21 protein-coding genes are annotated in these 20,328 nt (G+C 68.2%); 15 read left to right on the forward strand and 6 right to left on the reverse strand.

Annotated elements, in window-relative coordinates; all coding sequences use genetic code 11:
• Window positions 1-61 precede the first annotated feature (61 nt).
• From OG555_RS33125 to dhaK, 4 genes are read left to right on the forward strand one after another with little or no spacing between them, the layout of a single operon-like run.
• Complete coding sequence (locus OG555_RS33125; RefSeq protein WP_328520315.1) at window positions 62-919, forward strand: class II fructose-bisphosphate aldolase; 858 nt, start codon at window positions 62-64, stop codon at window positions 917-919.
• Window positions 916-1,719, forward strand: a complete 804-nt coding sequence (locus OG555_RS33130; protein ID WP_329476495.1) for an HAD-IA family hydrolase — start codon at window positions 916-918, stop codon at window positions 1,717-1,719. The genes OG555_RS33125 and OG555_RS33130 overlap by 4 nt, the downstream gene beginning before the upstream one ends.
• Complete coding sequence (dhaL, locus tag OG555_RS33135) at window positions 1,716-2,360, forward strand: dihydroxyacetone kinase subunit DhaL (RefSeq protein WP_329476496.1); 645 nt, start codon at window positions 1,716-1,718, stop codon at window positions 2,358-2,360. Before OG555_RS33130 ends, dhaL begins: the two co-directional genes overlap by 4 nt.
• Window positions 2,357-3,352 (forward strand): dihydroxyacetone kinase subunit DhaK, encoded by a 996-nt coding sequence (gene dhaK, locus OG555_RS33140; protein WP_329476497.1) that lies wholly within the window; start codon window positions 2,357-2,359, stop codon window positions 3,350-3,352. The genes dhaL and dhaK overlap by 4 nt, the downstream gene beginning before the upstream one ends.
• 4 nt (window positions 3,353-3,356) lie before the next feature.
• Here the strand turns inward: dhaK and OG555_RS33145 are convergent, their stop codons facing one another.
• On the reverse strand, window positions 3,357-4,604 hold the full coding sequence (locus OG555_RS33145; RefSeq protein ID WP_329476498.1) for a GAF domain-containing protein: 1,248 nt from the start codon (window positions 4,602-4,604) through the stop codon (window positions 3,357-3,359).
• 85 nt (window positions 4,605-4,689) lie between these two features.
• Here OG555_RS33145 and OG555_RS33150 point away from each other — a divergent pair, with 85 nt between their 5' ends.
• A complete protein-coding gene (locus OG555_RS33150; RefSeq protein WP_329476499.1) occupies window positions 4,690-5,670 on the forward strand; it encodes a methyltransferase in 981 nt (326 codons plus the stop codon).
• Window position 5,671: 1 nt separating this feature from the next.
• Here OG555_RS33150 and OG555_RS33155 read toward each other — a convergent pair whose 3' ends face one another.
• Genes OG555_RS33155 through OG555_RS33165 form a run of 3 tightly spaced genes read right to left on the reverse strand, consistent with a single transcriptional unit; the run spans window position 5,672 to window position 9,091 of the window.
• The gene (locus OG555_RS33155; protein WP_329476500.1) at window positions 5,672-6,451 is read right to left on the reverse strand and encodes an ABC transporter permease; all 780 of its coding nucleotides are present in this window, start codon (window positions 6,449-6,451) and stop codon (window positions 5,672-5,674) included.
• Window positions 6,448-7,344 (reverse strand): ABC transporter ATP-binding protein, encoded by an 897-nt coding sequence (locus OG555_RS33160; RefSeq protein ID WP_329476501.1) that lies wholly within the window; start codon window positions 7,342-7,344, stop codon window positions 6,448-6,450. The genes OG555_RS33155 and OG555_RS33160 overlap by 4 nt, the downstream gene beginning before the upstream one ends.
• Before the next feature lie 19 nt (window positions 7,345-7,363).
• Window positions 7,364-9,091 (reverse strand): cytochrome c biogenesis protein DipZ, encoded by a 1,728-nt coding sequence (locus OG555_RS33165; RefSeq protein ID WP_329476502.1) that lies wholly within the window; start codon window positions 9,089-9,091, stop codon window positions 7,364-7,366.
• Window positions 9,092-9,211: 120 nt separating this feature from the next.
• Between OG555_RS33165 and OG555_RS33170 the strand changes: the two genes are divergently transcribed.
• The 4 genes from OG555_RS33170 to OG555_RS33185 all read left to right on the forward strand — a co-directional run bounded on the left by OG555_RS33170 (window position 9,212) and on the right by OG555_RS33185 (window position 11,914).
• On the forward strand, window positions 9,212-9,676 hold the full coding sequence (locus OG555_RS33170) for a MarR family winged helix-turn-helix transcriptional regulator (RefSeq protein ID WP_329476503.1): 465 nt from the start codon (window positions 9,212-9,214) through the stop codon (window positions 9,674-9,676).
• 69 nt (window positions 9,677-9,745) lie between these two features.
• Window positions 9,746-10,009 (forward strand): hypothetical protein, encoded by a 264-nt coding sequence (locus OG555_RS33175; protein WP_329476504.1) that lies wholly within the window; start codon window positions 9,746-9,748, stop codon window positions 10,007-10,009.
• Between the two features lie 67 nt (window positions 10,010-10,076).
• The gene (locus OG555_RS33180) at window positions 10,077-11,114 is read left to right on the forward strand and encodes a Dyp-type peroxidase (protein ID WP_329476505.1); all 1,038 of its coding nucleotides are present in this window, start codon (window positions 10,077-10,079) and stop codon (window positions 11,112-11,114) included.
• Window positions 11,111-11,914, forward strand: a complete 804-nt coding sequence (locus OG555_RS33185; protein WP_329476506.1) for a family 1 encapsulin nanocompartment shell protein — start codon at window positions 11,111-11,113, stop codon at window positions 11,912-11,914. The genes OG555_RS33180 and OG555_RS33185 overlap by 4 nt, the downstream gene beginning before the upstream one ends.
• A 12-nt stretch (window positions 11,915-11,926) precedes the next feature.
• On the opposite strand, the gene OG555_RS33190 is transcribed toward OG555_RS33185, so the two are convergent.
• The gene (locus tag OG555_RS33190; protein WP_329476507.1) at window positions 11,927-12,379 is read right to left on the reverse strand and encodes a hypothetical protein; all 453 of its coding nucleotides are present in this window, start codon (window positions 12,377-12,379) and stop codon (window positions 11,927-11,929) included.
• Window positions 12,380-12,401: 22 nt separating this feature from the next.
• Window positions 12,402-13,235 carry a nuclear transport factor 2 family protein gene (locus OG555_RS33195; RefSeq protein ID WP_329476508.1) on the reverse strand — a complete coding sequence of 278 codons (834 nt, stop codon included), beginning with the start codon at window positions 13,233-13,235 and terminating at the stop codon, window positions 12,402-12,404.
• 170 nt (window positions 13,236-13,405) lie between these two features.
• Between OG555_RS33195 and OG555_RS33200 the strand changes: the two genes are divergently transcribed.
• The 6 genes from OG555_RS33200 (at window position 13,406) to OG555_RS33225 (ending at window position 20,317) form a co-directional block, all read left to right on the forward strand.
• Window positions 13,406-14,338 (forward strand): GTP-binding protein LepA, encoded by a 933-nt coding sequence (locus OG555_RS33200; protein WP_329476509.1) that lies wholly within the window; start codon window positions 13,406-13,408, stop codon window positions 14,336-14,338.
• Complete coding sequence (locus tag OG555_RS33205; RefSeq protein ID WP_329476510.1) at window positions 14,335-14,928, forward strand: TetR/AcrR family transcriptional regulator; 594 nt, start codon at window positions 14,335-14,337, stop codon at window positions 14,926-14,928. Before OG555_RS33200 ends, OG555_RS33205 begins: the two co-directional genes overlap by 4 nt.
• A 108-nt stretch (window positions 14,929-15,036) precedes the next feature.
• The gene (locus tag OG555_RS33210) at window positions 15,037-16,710 is read left to right on the forward strand and encodes an alpha-amylase family protein (RefSeq protein ID WP_329476511.1); all 1,674 of its coding nucleotides are present in this window, start codon (window positions 15,037-15,039) and stop codon (window positions 16,708-16,710) included.
• Between the two features lie 155 nt (window positions 16,711-16,865).
• Window positions 16,866-17,399, forward strand: a complete 534-nt coding sequence (locus tag OG555_RS33215) for a hypothetical protein (protein WP_329476512.1) — start codon at window positions 16,866-16,868, stop codon at window positions 17,397-17,399.
• A 60-nt stretch (window positions 17,400-17,459) separates the two neighbouring features.
• On the forward strand, window positions 17,460-17,651 hold the full coding sequence (locus OG555_RS33220; protein ID WP_329476513.1) for a hypothetical protein: 192 nt from the start codon (window positions 17,460-17,462) through the stop codon (window positions 17,649-17,651).
• Window positions 17,652-17,797: 146 nt separating this feature from the next.
• Entirely contained in the window at window positions 17,798-20,317 is a 2,520-nt protein-coding gene (locus OG555_RS33225; RefSeq protein WP_329476514.1) for a X2-like carbohydrate binding domain-containing protein, read from the forward strand.
• Window positions 20,318-20,328 lie beyond the last annotated feature (11 nt).

The following is a 20,328-nucleotide window of genomic DNA, read 5'->3' on the forward strand; positions in this document are numbered from 1 at the left end:
TGCAGCGTTCGGCGAGGCAGGCTGACTCCAAGCGGTGTTCGGGCCGCGGAGAGGGGAGATCATGCCTGTCGCACGGCTGAAGGAACTGGTCGACGAGGCACTGGCCAAGGGGTATGCGGTCCCGGCGATCAATGTGGTGGACGAGCTCAGCCTGCGCGCGGTCGTCGACGCCGCGGTCGAGCTGCGGTCACCGCTGATCGTCCAGACCTCCGTGAAGACCGTGAAGTCGGTCGGCCGCGACGTACTCAAGGCGATGTTCGACGCGACCGTCGCACCGGTTCCGGTGCCGGTCAGTCTCCATCTCGACCACTGTCCCGACCGCGCGGTCATCAGCTCCTGCCTCGAGGCGGGCTGGAACTCGGTCCTCTTCGACGCCTCGGCGCTCCCGGTCGAGGAGAACCAGCGCCAGACCGTCGAGGTCGTCGCCGAGGCCAAGGGGTACGGCGCGAACGTCGAGGGCGAGATCGAGGGCATCACCGGGGTCGAGGACGGCGTGGGTTCCGACGCGGAGTCGCAGCGTCAGTCCCTGGAGGTCGCCACCCGGTTCATCGAGACGACCGGGGTCGACGTCTTCGCGCCGGCGATCGGCAACGCCCACGGCATCTACCACTCCACACCCGACCTCGACAACCAGCGCATCACCGACCTGGTGACCGCGACCGGCATCCCGATGGCGCTGCACGGCGGTTCGGGACTGACCCGTGAGCAGTTCCAGGACCTGATCGGGCGGGGTTGCGCGAAGGTCAACATCTCCACCGCGCTCAAGGTCGCCTACATGAAGTCGTCGCTCGAGCATCTCGAACAGGCGCGCGCCACGGACAAGTGGGATCCGCCGTCGTTGTTCAACCACATCCACGCGGCCGTCAAAGCCATGGCCGCCGAGTACATCGAGATCTTCGGTAGCGGCGGTCACGCATGACGGCACTCATCTTCGACTGCGACGGTGTGCTGGGTGACACCGAGCGGGACGGGCACCTGCCGGCGTTCAACGCGACCTTCGCGCAGTTCGGCCTGCCGGTGCGCTGGTCCGTCGAAGACTACGGCCGCCTGCTCCGCATCGGTGGTGGCAAGGAACGCCTGGCCACCGTGCTGGACGATCCGGAGGTCTGGCGGGCGGCCGGGTCCCCGGCAACGGCAGCCGAACGTGCCGAGGTCGTGGCGACCTGGCACAAGGCCAAGACGAAGACCTTCACCGAGCTGGTCGCCGCGGGCGTCATCCCCCCGCGTCCCGGCGTACGACGGGTCATCACCGACGCACTGCGAGAGGGATGGACGGTGGCGGTGGCGTCGACGTCGGCGGAGCCGTCGGTCCGGGCCGTTCTGGCCGGGGCAGTCGGCGACGAGGTCGCGGCCACGATCCCGGTGTTCGCGGGCGACGTCGTACTGCGTAAGAAGCCCGACCCGGCCGTCTACCAGCTGACCGTCGACCAGCTCGCGCTGGATCCCGCCGGGACGGTCGTCATCGAGGACTCGCGCAACGGCCTGCTCGCCGCCCTCGGCGCCGGGCTGGCGACGGTGGTGACGGTCAGCGGCTACACCCGGGACGAGGACTTCACCGAAGCTGCCCTGGTCCTGACCAGCCTGGGCGATCCGGACGGCGAGCGGCTCGAGGTACTCGCGGACCCCTGGGGAGTCCGGCCGGTCGACGCACTCGGCCTCTCCGAGCTCTCTCGCCTGGCCGGCCGGCCGGCGCACGACACCCAAGGAGGTCAGACATGACGGACAGCTGGGGCGAGGTCGACCTCGTCATGACCACGATCATCACCACCTGCCTCGACAACGAGAAGTACTTCGGCGACCTGGATTCGGTGGTCGGCGACGGCGACTTCGGCTACTCACTGGCCCGTGGCTTCGAGAAGGTGCAGGCGCAGTACGGCGAACTCGACCGGACCGATATCGGCACGTTCCTGAAGAAGGTCGGGATGCTGGTGACGTCGCGGATCGGTGGCACCTCGGGACCGATCTGGGGGACCGCGTTCCTGCGCGCGGGGATGACGGCCGGCGCGACCACCTCCCTGGACGGGGCGGACGTGGTGGCGATGCTGCGTGCCGCCGTGGCAGGCATCATGACGCGCGGCGGTGCCGAACTGGGGGACAAGACCCTGCTCGACGCACTGGTCCCGATGACGGATTCCATCGAGGAGTCGCTCGCGGCCGGGGCCGGCAGCGACGAGATCGTCGACCGGGCCGCGGTCGTGACCCGGTCAGCCGCCGACGCGACCGCGGAGCTGGTCGCGAAGCGTGGCCGAGCCGCCTACACAGGCGAGCGGAGCCGTGGATCGGTCGACGCCGGGGCCACCGCCGTCGCCGTGATCATCGAGCAGATCGCAGAGGTCTGGAAGACAAGGGAGTCCCGATGAAGAAGTTCGTCAACGATCCGAAGAACTACGTGCCGGAGATGCTGCGCGGTATCGCGCTGGCCAACCCGGACACGCTGAAGTACGTGCCGGAGTACAACCTGATCATGCGGACCGACGCACCCCGCGACGACAAGGTCTCGATCGTGCAGGGCTCGGGGTCCGGACACGAACCCGCCCACGTGATGACGGTCGGTAAGGGCATGCTCGACGCCGCGTGTCCTGGTGACGTCTTCGCGGCGCCGCCGATGGACTACGTGTACGAGACCACCAAGCTGCTCGCGTCCGAGAAGGGCGTGCTCCTGCTGGTCAACAACTACACCGGTGACCGGATGGCGTTCGACATGTCGCAGGAGCTGAGTCAGGCCGACGGGCTGAACGTCCGCACGTTGATCATCGACGACGACGTCGCGGTCAAGGACTCGACGTACACCGTCGGGCGGCGTGGCGTGGCCGGCAACTTCTTCGTGATGAAGGCGGTCGGGGCGGCGTCCGAGCAGGGTGCGGACCTCGACGAGCTCCTCCGGATCGGGGCGAAGGTCAACTCGGTCACCCGGACGATGGGCATGGCGCTCACCGCCTGTACGCCGCCGGCCAAGGGCTCCCCGCTCTTCGAGCTCGGCGCCGACGAGATGGAGATGGGCGTCGGCATCCACGGCGAGCCGGGCCGCAGCCGCGAGAAGCTCGCGTCGGCCGACGAGATCGTCGACACGCTGCTCGAGGCGGTCCGGTCCGACCTGCCCTACCAGTCCGGCGACGACGTCGCATTGATGATCAACGGGCTGGGCGGTACGCCGATCAGCGAGCTCTACCTGCTCTACGGTCACGCGCACCAGGTGCTCACCGATCGGGGGATCAACGTACGGTGCAACTATGTCGGGGAGTACTGCACGTCACTCGACATGGCGGGTGCCTCGGTCACCCTGGTGAAGCTCGACGACGAGATCAACCGCCTGCTCGATGCTCCGGCGGAGATCGCGATCCGGGTCTTCTGAGTGGTCAGCCTTCGGTCCCGGCGGAGTCCAGTCCGTAGTCCGCGCGAAGCCGGCGTACCTCGGACTGGGCCGCGGACCACAGCGGTGAGGTGGGCGACATCAGCGACAGTTGGCGTTCCCACGCGCCCAGGTCGTTGACACCGGCGTACGAGCGGGTCCACGCCGCGACCAGGTCCACGTCGTACGTCTGCAGGACGGCGGCCCGGATCCGGTTCTCGAGCCGGTTCCGGGAGGCGACCACACCGGGTGCGTCGGACTGCGGCAGCAAGGGGCCGACGTAGCGACGCAGGGCCGACGACAACCGGTGGGAGTCGAGGTCATCGGCGGTCTCGAGCCAGTCGGCGGCGATGTCCGGGTGCAGGCGGTACGGACGCGACTCGACGATGTCGGCGCCGAGCAGAGCGCGCAGGCGGGTGACCTCGCCGCGGAGTGAGGAACGGTGGTCGTCCTCGCCGTACAGGGCGTCCGACAACTCCTCGGCGCTCAGGCCCTCCGGGTGTGAGGCCAGGAGTACGACGATGTCGCTGTGCCGGCGGCTCAGCCGGAGGTCGCGGCCGTCGACCCGCACCTCGGCGTCCGGCCGGCCGAGGGCGGCGATCCGCATCCGGCGGGTCGAGTCGCCGGCGACTTTGCGAAGGATCATCAACCGGCCCAGCTCGGCCTCGGCCATCCGGGCCGCAGCCCGCACCATCGCCAGTGACTGCGGCGAGCTGGCGTCGGCGGTGCCGGTGATGTCGACGACGCCGAGCACGCGCTGGGTCTCCGGGTCGTAGATCGGGGCCGCGGCGCACGACCACGGCTGCACGAGGGTGGTGAAGTGCTCGGCGGACCGGATCTGCACCGCGCCGGAGACCTCCAGGGACGTGCCGAGTGCGTTGGTGCCGACGTGCCGCTCGGCCCACCACGCGCCCTCGGTGAAGTGGATGCCGTCCGCCGCGCGAATCGCTTCGGGTCGTCCACACACCCACAGCAACCGGCCGTCACTGTCGCCGACAGCCATCACGTAGTCACTGTCCTCGGCGGCTCGACCGAGGACGTCGTACAGCATCGGGAAGACCGCGGACAGTGGGTGCTCGGCCCGGTACGCCGCGAGTTCGTCGGCCTCGAAGGCGAACGGTGCCGCGGCGTCGGAATGCAGCCCGGCCGCGATCGACCGCCCCCACGAGGCCGCGACCAGGCCCCGCACGTTCCGGCCCCCACCGTCGAGGAACTCCTCGTGTCGGCGGTGCAGCCACCGGTCGACGGAATCCACCTCTCCAGGGAACTGCCGAACCTGCCGAAAGTCCAGCACGGGCCGCGGTCTGTCCCCGGCGGCCGGTCCCGTGGATGATCGGGCCATGGGCAACCCGGGTGGTCTGCAGGCGATGGTGACGGGCTTCCGCCTCTCGGCGGCACTCAGTGTTGCGGCCGAACTCGGGCTGTCCGACGAGTTGGCGGCCGGACCGCGCACGGTCGGCGACCTCGCGGCCGCGGTCGAGGTGGATGAGGACAGCCTGGGCCGGTTGCTGAGGGCATTGGTCGCGGTCGGGGTGTACGCCGAGAAGGAAGGTCTGGTCGAGAACACGCTCTTGGGCGAAGGTCTGCGGTCCGATCGGCCGGACAGCCTGCGCCCGTTGGCCCGGACCCTTCAGGATCCCGCGCTGTGGGCAGCCTGGGGACATCTCGGTCACAGCATCCGGACCGGCGAGAACGCGTTCCGGGATCTGCACGGTGAGGACGTCTGGACGCATCGGCAGGGCGACCCGAAGCAGAACGCCATCTTCAACGACAACATGGCCGCGCTCAGTTGGTCTGTCGCCGGTGCGGTCGCGGAGGCGTACGACTTCTCCGGGCTCCACACTGTTGTCGACGTCGGCGGTGGTCAAGGCGCGTTGCTGGAGGCCGTGCTGACTCGGCACGAACACCTCACCGGTACCGTCTTCGACCTTCCGCATGTCGTCGCGAAGGAACCGAAGTCGAGCGCTCTGGAGTCCAGGTGGTCCGCACTGGCGGGGAGCTTCTTCACATCACTGCCTGCTGCCGATGCGTACCTGCTCAAGTCGATCCTGCACGACTGGCCGGACGACCGCTGCGTCGAGATCCTCCGCACCTGCGCCGCCGCGCTCAACCCGGACGGCGTCGTACTGGTCGTCGAACTGGTTCTCGACCGTCCCGGCTACGAGGTTGTTGCGGCGTTCTCCGATCTGAACATGCTCGTGCTGCCAGGCGGGCGGGAACGCACCGAGGCCGAGTACGCCGCGCTGTTCGACGCCGCCGGCCTGCACCTGACCCGGGTCGTCGACACTCCCACCCGGATGGCCCTCCTCGAGGCCAGGTGATTCAGCCTGTCCGCGGTGCCCAGCGGAAGGTCGTCGTACCGATGATCGTGGCTGCGACGCCCCACAGAGCGACGACGCCGAGGTCGGCGAATTCGAAGCCGGCTCCGGTGGTCGCCGGGTCGAAGACCGTCAGGAACGCGTCGTAGAGCCGTTGCACCGGGAAGATCTGGGCGACCTCGCGGACGCCGGACGGGATGAGCTCCTGGGGGATGAAGATCCCGGAGATGAAGTAGAGCGGGAGGGTGATCGCGTTGGTGATCGGCACGGCCGCGTCTTGGGACGGGATCGCTGTGGACACGGCGAATGCCAGGGCGGAGAAGGTGAACGTACCGACGACGAGCGTGACCAGCCCGGCCGCGATCGTGGTGGTCGGTACGGCGACGCCGTACACGACGCGCCCGATCGTCACCAGGATGACGACGAGCAGGAACGCGGCGATCGCCGCCGTGATGATGCGGCCGGCCATGAAGGTCCAGGTCGGGAGCGGGGTAGTGCGGAGCCGCTTCAGCAGACCGCGTTCGCGGGAGGCGGTGAGCGACACCGTGAGGTTGGTGAAGGTCGTCTGGATCACCCCGAGGGTCACGATCCCGGGCAGGTAGTAGGTCGCGCCCCGGACCAGTTGCCCGTCGGCGAGCTCCATCCGCTGGTTGCCGAACACGGTGACGAAGATGATCAGGAACATGATCGGCAGCACGAAGGCGAAGAAGACGGTGCTCGGGCTGCGCCAGAACGTCTTCCAGTCGTAGCGGGCCTGGTGCCGCACGAGATTCGCCGTACTCACGGTTGCGCCTGGGGTGCCGTGGTGAGGTCGAGGTAGACATCCTCGAGGCTGGGGCGCCGTACCTCGAAGTCGGCGAGGTCTACACCGTTCTGCACTGCCCAGGTGGTGAGCGTGTGGACCAGCGGCAGCGGCTCGTGCGAGCGAAGCTCGACCCGGCCGTCGGAGATCTCGACGCGCTCGGGCAGGGCCGGGAGTTCGACGCCGTGCGGATGCCTGAAGGTGATCCGCGTCGCGTGGCCGGCGACCAGGGAATCGGGCGGTCCCTCGGTCCTGATCCGGCCGTCCACGAGGATCGCGACGCGGTCCGCGAGCGCCTGCGCCTCATCGAGGTAGTGAGTGGTCAGCAGCACGGTCTTACCCGCGTCCCGCAGCGCCGCGATGATCTGCCAAGCCCCTCGCCGGGCCGCCGGATCGAAACCCGTTGTGGGTTCGTCGAGGAAGAGCAGTTCGGGATCGCCGACCAAAGCGATGCCCATGTCGAGCCTGCGCTGCTGACCGCCGGACAGCCGGCCGGCGCGAGTGTCGCGCTGCGCCTCGAGACCGACGAGCCGGACCACGTCCTCGACCGGGAGGGGCCGTGGGTAGTAACCCGCGAACTGCGCGAGTGACTCGCGCACGGTCAGCGTCGGTTCGACCTGCCAGGTCTGCAGCATCACGCCGATGCGAGCACGCCACCCGCCGTCCGCGTGGGCGGGGTCGGCGCCGAGCACCTGGACCTTGCCGACCGTCGGGTCCCGGTAGCCCTCGAGGATCTCGACCGTCGTCGTCTTGCCGGCGCCGTTCGGGCCCAGGAAGGCGAAGACCTCGCCCGCCCGGACCTCCAGGTCGATGCCGCGCACCGCCTCGTGCTGCCCGTAGGACTTCCGGAGTCCCTCGGCCGTGATCACCGTCATGGACCGAGTCTGGAGTGGCTCAGCCGAAACTGAAAGTGAAGGCGGAGATGCCGGGGGAGTAGGTCAGGGTGATCGTCCGGCGCTGCGGTGCCGGGTCGTCGATCAACTGGTAGGTGTTCGGTGTACCGGAGACCTTGATCGTCTTGTCCGGCTCGCCGGGGACCGAGACGGTGACAGTGCCTTCGCCGGCCAGGACGTGGTAGACCTTCGCCGCCTGGAAGTTGAGGCGTGCGCGGGATCCCTGGGTGGAGGTGACGCTCTGGGTGCCGACGGCCCAGTTGCCGCCGAGGCTGTAGGTGTCGTCGGGCTGGGCGGGGTTGAGGCCGAAGGCAACCGTCTTGTTCGGCGTCAGCTCGCCGGTGCCGTTCAGGTTCGTCGACCGGGAGTAGGCCAGGTAGGTCTCCGGCGTGGTGCCGTCGGCGCCGATCGAGTCGGCGTGGACGGTGCCGTCCACCGGGGCGGGCAGCCTCACCTCGGGGTTCGCGGCCGTCAGCAGCTCGCGGATCTGGCCCTCGGTCCGGCCGTAGCCGCCCTCGCCGAACTTGATCGACCGAACGTTGCCCTCGGCATCGACAAGATACTTCGCCGGCCAGTACTGATTGCGGTACGCCGTCCAGGTGGCCAGGTTGTTGTCCTGGACCACGGGATAGGTGATCTGCTCCTTGCCGATCGCCGACCGCACGTTCGCCGCCGACTTCTCGAACGCGAACTCGGGCGAATGGACGCCGACGATCTCCAGACCCAGGGATCGGTAGGCCTTGTCCCAGGCGAGCAGATGCGGGGTGGCGCGCTGGCAGTTGATGCACGAGTAGGCCCAGAAGTCGACCAGGACGACCTTGCCCTTGAGCCCGGCGAGGGTCGCCGGCCGACCGCCGGCGGTGTTGAACCACCTCTGCGTGCCACGGAACTCCGGTGCGGCGCCGCAGGAGGCGAGCTGGGCCGCGCCGGGGGTGCACTTGGCGAGTTCTTCACTGCCGGTGCCGATCGCCGGGGCCAGGGCGCCCTGGACGGTCTTGTTCTCGGCGACCTTCTTCTCCAGGCCACTGGTGTAGCTGGGAAGCGCCCGCTGGATCACGTCGGTGATGTTGAACGCCAGCGCGACCACCAGCGCGATCATCACCACGCCACCGGCGATCCGGAACCCGCGAGCGTGGTCGCGGTAGGCCTTCACCCGCTGCGAGATCCGCGAACCGGCGGATGCAAAGATCAGCAACGGCAGCGCCGCACCGATCGCGAACGAGACTGTCAGTACGACGGTCCGCCACCCGACGTTGCCCGTGGCACCGGCCACCGTGATGGCGGCCAGCACCGGGCCCGCGCACGGTACGTACAGCGTGCCGAGACCAAGCCCTAGGACGAACGCACTGTTGCCGTTCCGGTTCACCTTCGGGAGGCGGTAGAACGGCTTCTCGATCCAGTGGCCCAGCGCCGGGAAGATCAGGCCGAGGCCGACCACGGTGAGGACCGTCAGCCCGGCCCAGCGCAGGAAGTCGTCCGGAAGACCGAGCGCGGACAGGATCACCGACCCGGCCAGCGTGAACAGGCTGAAGCTGACCACGATCCCGCAGATGATCTTGAGCGGCCGCAGATCGCGCGTCGTCTTCTCGGTCTCGACCAGCACACTGCCCGCCGCGACGGGCCGTCCGGTCGTTCCCGCGAAGAAGATGATCGGCAGCATCGGCAGCACACACGGCGAGACGCCGGTGATCAGCCCACCGAGAAGTCCGATCAGGGCCAGGGTGATCATCGCGAAGGTCTCCATCCGTCGGGTGCCAGGGACACCAGCACTTCGACGCCGCCGTACCGCGTGGATGGGTCGGTTACTGTACTAATGGTTCGTTGTGTACGACGTCTCGTGGAGGTCCCGTTGAGTGACATCGCCGATCCGCTGGAGCTGGAGAACCAGGTCTGCTTCGCGCTCGCGGTCGCCTCGCGGAGCGTGATCGCGGTCTACCGGCCGTTGTTGGAGCCGATGGGGCTGACCCATCCGCAGTATCTGGTGATGCTGGCACTGTGGCAGCACGCGCCGCTGTCGGTGAAGGAGCTCAGCCGGCTGCTCCAGCTCGAGCCGGCCACCTTGTCGCCGCTGCTCAAGCGCCTCGAGGCCACCGGGTACGTCGAGCGTCCACGGGCGCGAACCGACGAGCGCTCGCTGGCGATCACGCTCACACCGGCGGGCTGGCGGCTGCGCAACGAGGCCGAGAAGATCCCCGCGGCGATCGTTGGCCGGCTGGGGATGGAGGTGTCCGAGTTGCAGCACCTGCATCAGGTGCTGACCCGGGTGATCGGCGCCGCGAATGAGGCCAACGTCTCATATCGTGCGAATAGTTAGGGCACTAATCATTCGTGTACGATGGACGACGTGAGCGCGGGAATCCGGTCTAGGCGCCGGCCAAAGCCTATGAACATCGAGACCGTCCAGCGATGGGTCGCGTCCGTCATCCTCATCCACGTGGGCAGCGTGCCCGCCGTCACGCTCGCCGTCTACAGCATCGGCGTCGCCGGCACCGACTACGGCAAGGGCGTCGGGCTGTGGATCATGTCCGGCGTCATCGGCCTCCTCACGGTCGCCGGCGTGCTGGCCATCTTCCGCCGTTCCGTGCTGTCGCTGTGGCTCATCGTCGGCATCCTCCCCACCGCGATCACCGGCTTCTACGTCCTCTGACGGCCGCGGCCGGCGTGGCGCTAGGCTGGCGGTCGACGGAGCCGGGCCACGGGTGGCAGGGGGGTGCATGGCGCAGGAGGTTCAGGCGCAGGAGGTCCTCGGACCGCCGCCGAAGGCCGCGATCTTTCTGGTCCTCACCGTGCGTCCGGGCGCCGAGAAGGCCGTCCGCGCGGTCCTTGCCGACGTGGCCGCGCTGACTCGCTCCGTGGGCTTCAAGGCGCCGGACGACGAGCTGAGCTGCGTGGTCGGCATCGGCGCGTCCGTATGGGGCCGGCTCTACCGGTTGCCGCGGCCGGCTGGTCTGCATCCGTTCCGGGCGGTGACCGGCGCGCGGCACACCGCGCCCGCGACGCCCGGTGATCTGCTGTTCCACCTGCGTGCCCAGCGCATCGATCTGTGTTTCGAGCTGGCCCGCCGACTGCTGTCCCGGCTCGCCGGTGACGTCGAGGTCGTCGACGAGGTCCACGGATTCCGGTACCTCGGCCAGCGCGATGTGCTCGGCTTCGTCGACGGCACCGAGAACCCGGAGGGCCCGGCCGCGGTCGCCGCGATCACGATCGGTGGCGAGGACCCGTCGTACGCCGGAGGGAGTTATGTGGTCGTGCAGAAGTACCTGCACGACCTCGACGCCTGGCAGGCGCTACCCGTCGCCGACCAGGAGCGCGTGATCGGCCGGCGCAAGCTCAGCGACATCGAGCTGGACGACACCGAGCAGCCGTCCGACTCGCATGTCGCGCTGACCACGATCGTCGACGAGGACGGAACCGAGCGGCAGATCGTGCGCGAGAACATGGTCTTCGGCGAGCTGGGCGCGGGGGAGTTCGGCACCTACTTCATCGGGTACGCCGCCCTGCCGGACGTGATCGAGCGGATGTTGCGCAACATGTTCGTCGGCGACCCGCCCGGAAACCATGACCGCATCCTCGACTTCTCGACCGCGATCACCGGCACCCTGTTCTTCGTGCCGGCCGCGGACTTCCTCGAGAATCCGCCCCTGTCAGCAGCACCGGCCGCGGCACCCGCCGCGGCCACGACTCGTCCCGGCCGTCCGTCGACTGCGGACGGCTCGCTGGGGATCGGCAGCCTGAAAAGGAGTCGCACATGACGAACAACCTGCACCGCGAGCTTGCCCCGGTCTCCGACGCCGCGTGGGTCGAGATCGAGCAGGAGGCCCGGCGCACCTTCACCCGTGACGTCGCGGGCCGCCGCGTGGTCGACCTGGTCGGGCCGTCCGGCCCGGAACTGTCCGCGGTCGGCACAGGGCACGTCGAGGCCGTCGAGTTCGCGGCCGAAGGCGTGATCGCGCGACGCCGCCAGGCCCAGCCGGTGATCGAGCTGCGGGTGCCGTTCTCCGTCACCCGGCAGGCCGTCGACGACGTCGAGCGCGGCGCGAAGGACTCCGACTGGCAGCCGGTCAAGGACGCGGCCAAGCAGATCGCGTTCGCCGAGGACAGCCTGGTCTTCCACGGCTCCGGCCCGGCCGGGATCCTCGGGCTCGCGCCGAGCAGCTCGAACGACGCCCTGCCGCTGCCCGGCGACGCCCGGAACCTTCCCGACACCGTCGCCCAGGGGCTGCGGGCGCTCCGGCTCGCCGGCGTCGACGGACCGTACAGCCTGCTGCTCTCCGCCGACCTGTACACCGCCGTCGCGGAGACCACCGACCACGGTTACCCGATCCGCGACCACCTCGCCCGGCTGCTGCACGACGGCGAGATCATCTGGGCACCCGCTCTGGACGGCGCGCTGCTGGTGTCGACGCGGGGTGGCGACTACGAGCTGCACCTCGGCCAGGACCTGTCGATCGGCTACCTGTCGCACGACGCCGAGCGGGTCGAGCTCTACCTGCAGGAGTCGCTGACGTTCCTGGCCCTGACGGCAGAGTCCAGCGTCGTACTGACGTCCTGAGGATCGGCCGGATCAGGCGAGGAAGTCGATGCGGTGTTCGTGGCCGGCGAAGGTGAACCTGTCGCCGAGTCGCAGGCCTTCGAGCGCGGCGTAGATCGGTGAGTCGGCGGACAGGCCTTCGTAGGTGACGCCGTCGCAGTCGAAGGCTGCGGCCACGACACCGACGACGTAGCGGGCGCCGTCGAAACCGACGAGCGCCCCGGGTGCGACCGCGTCCTTGACGCCGAAGTCGAGGTTCTCGATGCGGGTCAGGTTTGCTTTCTGCCGGTCGTGGACGTCGTCGAGCAGGCCGCCCAGGTCACCTGCCTCGTCGGACTGGGACAGCGCGTCGACCGAGTCCGTGACGTCCTGGTCCAGCTGGGCCGCGGAGTCGTGTTCCGCGACGTCCGCGCGGGACGTCCGCAGCTCGGCTTCGGCCTGGGCGATCAGCACGTCCTTGACCTGCTGTTTGGCAACCTTGTCCATCGCCAGCTCACTCCTTCGAAACTTACGGTCGAGTGGGCGGGTCGGCGTCGTCGTACATGCGGGCGGCGGACAGTCTGCCGCCGGGGCCTCGCGTAAAGACCGCGACACCGGCTTGGGGGGACAGTTTTGTTGCTCCCCACTGAACGATGTTGTACTCCAGTACGCAGGTGTCTCCGCCTTCGATCAGCGAACAGCGCTCCAAGGGGATGCCGCCGCTGTTGGAGCACCACTGCTCGTAGAAGGCTCGCAGTTGCTCGTGGCCTCGGTGGACGAACGATCCGCCGGCGGGCTCGCGGGCGAAGCCGTCGGGTTCGAAGGCGCTGACGATCCCTTCCACGTCGCCGGCCGCGAGTGCGCTGAGATAGGCGGTCACGTAGTCGGGCGGACGCAGCGCGGGGTCGGGCTGCAGCAGCGGTGGGCGGTTGACGTGACTTCCGGTCAGCTGCCAGCCGCTGTAGTAGATCCGGAGTTCCTGGATCCGCCCGCGCCTACGGCGATCCGCGACGATCGCGACGGGCAGATCGACCGGACCGCTCTCGCCGTGCAGGTGCAGGATCACCTCCTCGAAGCCGCGGGCCGGGAGGATGACGTGGTCGACGTTCTCGACGGAGACATTGTGCTCCGCGAGCCAGCCCTTCATCTCGATGACGAAGGCCTCGAACTCCGGAATGCCCCTGATCCTGCCCCGGACCGGGTCGTGCACGACCGGCTCGTCGGCGAACGAGTCGATCAGCGCATCGAGCTCGCCGGACGTCAACCCGTAGAAGAACGGCACAGCCAGCAGCTCGGCCCTGCGCCGCTTGTCCAACAGGCGCTCCAGGGCCGGCGCACTGAACAACTCTGGCGCCCACGGCATCCCGCAAGTCTAGTCACCTTCCCCCGCTTGGGAAGGTGACACCGAGGGTGACCGGTCGCCGCGTTGTCGGCGAGGTCACAGGCGTTGACTGACTGATCAGTCAGTTACCTTGTTACGATCAGGTAGGGGGATCGATCGGGCATCCCTTTCGATGGAGCGAGGTGCCGGGGATGGCGCTCACGGATACGACCACTTCCCGCCGGAGGGGACGCCGGCGGGACGATTCGAGGCTTGCCGAGCATGTCGATCGGCTGGGGGCAGAACACCCGCCGATCCCGCTCGACAGCGTCGACTACACCATGCACAGGCCCGGCCTGCTCGCCGAGCGATTCGGCACGGTGCTGAACTTCATGGCGCGGGTCGAGCTCGAGGTCGAGCGGAACGTGATCGAGCTCAACCTGCTGATGCCGGATCCGCCGGAGGTCGATCGGCACTTCTATGCCGACGTGTGGCTCCCGCAGGAGACCCATCACGGTCTGATCCTCGATCGTCTTCAGGTGCTCGCGGGTCTCGACGCGACGCAGCCCAACCTGACCGACGTGTCGTTCAAACTCAAGCTGCTCGGAGCCCTCGGCCGGGTGCATGGCGTTCAGGACGTGAGCCGGATGCTCTACTACCTGACCGGACTCACCACCGAACGGTCCGCGGTCCTTGCCTACAACAAGCTTCACGCGGGCCTGGTGGAGTTGGGCGAACGGGCTGTCGCCGCCACCGTGGTCGCGCCGATCCGCCGGCAGGAACCGGGGCATTTCGCGTACTACCAGATGGCTGCCCGCGAGCTCTGGGCGCAGCTGTCGTCCTGGCAGCGATGGCTGGTTCGCACGTTGCGGCGGCAGTCGTTCGAGCCGGTCGGCGTGTACAACAAGCGGCAGCGCGCGGAGTTCGGTCAGCTGATGCGCGCGCTGGGCATCAGCACCGGTGGCGACGCGGATCTGCGGCACTACGCCCGCCAGGTCGGACGGGTCGAGCACGAACTGCTGTGGGCCAACCGCCAGGGTCTGCGCGTGCCGGACTACGTCTTCAAGGAACTCCGGCGCGCCGCCAGGGCAGCCGCCAACCTGAAGGGGGGACACCGGAATTCCGCCGGACGGAGTGAACCGTGACCGCGCAGGCCGCGGCGCGGAGTACGAAGCGTCAGGCCATCATCGAGACCGCCGAGCGCCTGTTCGCCGAGCACGGGTACGACGCCACGTCGACAGCACGGATCGCTCACGAGGCCGGCGTACCGTCCGGCCTGGTGTTCTACCACTTCGCGACGAAACTGGATCTGCTGCTCGCGATCGTGCACGAACGGCCGACGCCCAGTGAGGTACTCCGGTCCGCGACGCGCGGCCACTCGGTGCGCGGACGGCTGCGTGCCGTCGTCGCCGTGATGGCGGAGGAACTGGAACACAACCGCGCGGCCCGGATCATCGTCTTCCGCGAGGCTCAGGGCCGTCCCGAGATCGCCGAGCGGGCCGCGGAGCTGTTCGCCGAAGCGACCGCCACGGTCGCCGGCGTACTCGGCGGCGCCGACGACATCGTCGCCGACCCGGCCCGGGTGCGGACTGCCGCCGAACTCGTCGTCAGCCGAGTGTTCCTCGACATCGTCGCGCTCGGCGAGGCCGACTCCGCGGTGAAGCGGCACGCGGCGATGATCGATCTGGTCGCCGAGTCACTCACCACGCCGCGGCCGGTGCGCGCCCCGGCCTGAGCTGGCAAGCCGGAAGAAGTACCCTCACCGCCGCGCATACGTTACGTGCCTACGGATTGACGTTGCGTCAACAGCCGGACGACGCATGCCGGTGGGCACGGGGAAGGCATGCGCTTGACGGAGACTGCTGACATCTGGTGGAAGAACGCGGTGATCTACTGCCTCGACGTCGAGGCGTTCTTCGACACCGACGGTGACGGACGCGGCGACCTGCGGGGAGTGAGCCAGCGGATCGACCACTTGGCCGAGCTCGGGGTGACCTGCCTGTGGCTGATGCCGTTCTATCCGACGCCGGACCGCGACGACGGGTACGACATCACCGACTTCTACGGGGTCGATCCGCGCTTGGGTACGCACGGTGACGTGGTGGAGCTGATCACGCTCGCCCGGGACCGTGGCATCCGGGTGATCGTCGACCTGGTCGTCAACCACACCTCCGACCAGCACCCGTGGTTCCAGAGTGCGCGGGCGTCGCGGGAGTCGCCGTACCGGGGCTGGTACGTCTGGCGGGACGAACCGCCGGCGGATGCGGACCAGGGCATCGTCTTCCCGGACCAGGAGACCAGCCTGTGGCAGTACGACGAGGAGGCGAAGCAGTACTACCTGCATCGGTTCTACAAACATCAGCCGGATCTCGACATCGCCAACGCGGAGGTGCGCGAGGAGATCGAGCGGGTGATCGGCTTCTGGCTCGAGCTCGGGCTGTCCGGGTTCCGGGTGGACGCCGTACCGTTCCTGATCGACACGGCCGGCGCGCTGGACGCGGCCGAGTTGCCGGACCCGCACGACTACCTTCGCGACCTGCGCGCGTTCGTGGACCGGCGGTACGGGCAGGCGATCCTTCTCGGGGAGGTCAACCTGCCCTACGAGGACGTGCGGCGGTTCTACGGGGACGAGGACGGCGACGAGCTGACGATGTGCTTCGACTTCATCGGGATGCAGCGGCTCTTCCTCTCGCTGGCGCGGCACAATCCGGCCGAACTGGTGAAGGCGTTGCGAGCGCGTCCGGTACTGCCGGAGGACGCGCAGTGGGGCACGTTCGTGCGGAACCACGACGAGCTCACGCTGGACAAGCTCTCCGATGCGGAGCGCCAGGAGGTCTTCGACGCGTTCGGCCCGGACAAGGACATGCAGCTCTACGGTCGCGGACTGCGCCGGCGGCTGCCGCCGATGCTGGGCAACAACCAGGCCCAGCTCAAGATGGTCTACAGCCTGCTGTTCTCGCTGCCGGGGACGCCGGTGCTGTTCTACGGCGAGGAGATCGGCATGGGGGAGAACCTCGCCGTGGAAGGCCGGTACGCCGTCCGGACGCCGATGCAGTGGACGACAGATCCGAACGGCGGCTTCTCGATGGCCGATCCGGACGAGCTGGCCACGCCGGTCGTCGAGGGCGAATTCGGGCCCGAGCACGTCAACGTCGCGGCGCAGCGGCGCGATCCGGACTCGCTGCTGAACTGGATGAAGCTGCTCATCGAGCGCTACCGCGAGTGCCCCGAGTTGTCGTGGGGAGAGTGCACGATCCTCGAGACCGAGGCGCCGTCGGTGTTCGCGCATCGCTCCGACCACGAGGACGGCACGATCGTTGCCGTCCACAACTTCGCGGCGGAGCCTGTCGAGATCACTCTGGCGGTGGCTGGCGCCGGCGCCGGTCTCCGTGCGGTCGATCTACTCTGCGAGGGTACGACCGAGGTCGGCAACGACGGCCTGCTGTCGCTCGAGCTCGAGCCCTACGGTTGCCGGTGGCTCCGCGTCGTACGCCCCGGTGATCGCTACATCATCTGAACGGCTGCAAACGATCTCTTCGGAGAACGGTCTACCTGCTAGCAGGAATCCTTCCTGGGGGTGAACCGTAGTCCTTTCTTGCTGCTTGAACCTGGCTGCCTGAACGCCTCGTGTGCGGGGTGTCAGTTGGTCAACACAGCAAGGAGAAACCTGAGATGAAACGCCTCGCCTTCCTCGTCGGCACGGCCGTGATCGGGCTGTCCACTCTCACTGCCTGCGGCGGCAGTTCCAACGCCTCGTCGAGCGCCCCGCAGAGCACTCCCAGCTCATCGGCGCCGGCCGCGTCCGGAGCGGCCAAGCTGTCCACGGCCACCGTGGGGAACTTCGGCAAGGTGGTTGTCGACGGCGCCGGGCGCACCCTGTACGTGTACGACGTGGACACCGCCAACCCCTCGAAGTCGAACTGCAACGGCGCGTGCGCGACAGCCTGGCCACCGCTGCTGGCCGGCACCGGTACGCCGCAGGTGAGCGGGGTGTCCGCCTCGCTGGTGGGTACGGTGACTCGCTCGGACGGAACCAAACAGATCACTCTCGCCGGCTGGCCGCTCTACTACTACGCCAACGACGCCAAGGCCGGGGACGCGACCGGTCAGGCCGTCGGCGGAACCTGGTGGGTTGTCGGTGCCAACGGCCAGAAGATCACCACCCAGGCGTCGTCGAGCACCCCTTCCGGGAACTCCGGCTACTGATCCACTCGACGGGGATGCTGAACTCATCCACTCGTAGTCAGTGATGCAAGGGAGCGGCACATGAAGAAACCCCTGTGGGTTGTCGTCGGTGGGGTGGTGGCAGTCCTGGGGCTGCTGTTCACCCTGCAGGGCACGGACGTCATCGGCGGCAGCGCGATGAGTGGCACCACCTTCTGGGCGATCGCCGGTCCGGTCATCCTCGTGATCGGTCTGGTCGTGGTCGTGATGGGAGTCAGGGGGAGGCGCGGCTGACAGGTTGGAGCTGCGGGTCCTCGAAATCTTGACAGAGTTAAGTAAAGGCTCCAATATCCTATCGGATCCGTGTTCCTGGGAGTGCGTGGCGAAGACCGCGCGCGTCAGGGGTCTCGGCTGTCAGATGATCAGAGAGGTCACCGCTCATGACCAGATCCCTTCGCAAGAGGGCTACGCGCGGCATCGTCGCGCTCGTCGCCGTCGGCTCGCTGCTTCCGGCGGGCGCGGCGGCGACGCCTTCCGCCGTACCTGGCGCGAGTGGGCCACCGCAGGGGCCGCGCGGCGTCACCACCAAGACAGGTGCTGCCAGCGCGGCGAGTATCAGCACCCCGGCGACCGTGACCGCCGCCGCGAGCCCGTCGCTCGGGCCGGCGGGTGACGCCGCGGCGAAGCCCTACATGGGCTGGAGCAGCTACAGCATGCAGGTGTACTCGAACGACGGCGGCAACTGGATCTCGGCGGACCAGATCATCGCCCAGTCGGATGCGATGCACAAGAAACTCCAGCCGTACGGCTACAAGTACATCAACATCGACGCGGCGTGGAACGGCGGCACCGACGAGTACGGCCGGCCCGTGCCGAGCAAGAAGCTGTTCCCGAACGGTCTGCAGGCCGTCATCGACCACATCCACGCGAACGGCCAGAAGGTCGGGCTCTACAGCATCCCGGGCATCTCGAAGGCGATGCTGGACGCCAACCTTCCCGTGTACGGCCACCCGGAGTGCACGACGGGGGACCTGGCCAAGCAGCCGTTGCAGCAAGGTGACTACTGGGGCTTCGGGTACCGGATCGACATGACGAAGCCGTGCGCGCAGGCGTACATCGACTCGATCGCCGATCTGTTCGGCTCCTGGGGCATCGACTTCCTCAAGTTCGACAGCGTGACTCCGGGCTCGGGTCACAACGACCTGTCGATGGATGCGCGCGAGGAGGTCAAGGGCTGGTCGCAGGCGCTCGCCCGGCACAAGATCTGGCTCGAGCTCTCCTGGGCCCTCGACATCAACTACGCGGACTACTGGAAGTCGGTCGCGAACGGCTGGCGGGTCGAGTGGGACGTCGAGTGCTACTGCCCGGGTGAGGCGCTCACGGCCTGGCCGAACATCGCGCGACTCTTCCCGAAGGCGGCCGACTGGTGGAGGCACGCCGGGCCGGGTGGCTGGAACGACTTCGACTCCCTCGATGTCGGCAACGGCACCATGGACGGTCTGACGAAGGACGAGCGCCGTACGGCGGCAACGCTGTGGGCCGTCTCCGCTGCTCCGTTCTACATCGGCAACGACATGACCAAGCTCGACTCGTACGGCGTGGAGCTGCTCACGAACCCCGAGGTCATCGCGGTCAACCAGGCCGGGCGTCCCGCGCAGCCGGTGTCGACCAAGACCAACCGGCAGGTGTGGTACTCGCTGAACGCGGACAGCTCGTACACCGTTGCCATGTTCAACCTCGGGACCACCGAGGCCGGCATGACGGCGAACTTCGCCGACCTCGGTCTGGACGGCTCCGCCAAGGTACGCGACCTCTGGGCCCGGAAGGACCTCGGACAGTTTGCGGGCAGCTACACCGCGGCGACCGTTCCCCCGCACGGCGTCCGGTTGTTCAAGGTCACGCCGCAGAATGGCGCGACGATCCGCGTCAACGACGACGATCTGCGCGTTGGGTACGACGGTACTTGGCAGCGCAACGGCAACAACGAGGTGCCGGCAGTGTCGGAGCCGTTGACGGTCACCGTGACCGACTCGGGTGCCGCCGCTCCGAAGGAGGCTGCCACCTCCGGCGTGCGGACGGTCGAGCTGAACGACAACGACCCGGGGATCGTCTACACCGGTTCGTGGAGCGCGAGTACGGGCCGCGGGCTCGGTGACTATCAGGACGATGTGCACTGGTCGGAGACCAACGGCGACGCCTTCACGTACAGCTTCGTCGGCAACGGCGTCGACTACATCACGGAGAAGGACCCGTCCCAGGGCGAAGTCGAGATCTACGTCGACGGTGCGCTGAAGGCGACCGTGGACACCCACGCCGACTCGCGCTCGGCGCAGCAGCTGGTCTACAGCATCTCGGACCTGCCGAACGGGACCCACACGATCCGCGGCGTGAAGAAGTCGGGACAGTTCATGCTGGTCGACAAGCTGGTCATCCGGCAGGAGAGCCTGCTGAACCCGGGTACGGCGGCGTTCGACAAGGCAGCGCCGGCCGATGTGACGACCGAGATCGGGCGCGACCCCGGTGAGCTGGTGTCGATCGCCAACGCCGGCAAGGCTCTCGTCAAGGGGACCGACTACACCGTCGACGGGAAGGTCGTGACGATCAAGCAGGCGTACCTCGCGGCGCAGCCGACCGGCAGCACGAAGCTGGACTTCAGCTTCCACGGTGACTACCGCGACGACGTCCATGCGGCGACCGCGAACGGCGCGGCCATCGAGTTCGCCTTCAAGGGCACGGCGGTCGACTGGGTCACGGCACTCGGCCCGGACCAGGGTGAGGCCGACGTCTACATCGACAACAAGCTCGTGAAGCGGGTGAACCTCGCCAACCCGGCGCGGGTCACGACCCAACAGGTGTTCACCCAGTCCGGCCTCAAGGACGGTTCGCACACTCTGCGCATCGTGAAGGTCTCGGGCGACGTACTACGCAACGACATGATCCGCTACACATCAGGAAAGTAAGCGCCGCGGCC

Origin of the sequence: Kribbella sp. NBC_01484, from assembly GCF_036227145.1 — a bacterium.
In the GTDB taxonomy this organism is placed as follows: Bacteria; Actinomycetota; Actinomycetes; order Propionibacteriales; family Kribbellaceae; genus Kribbella.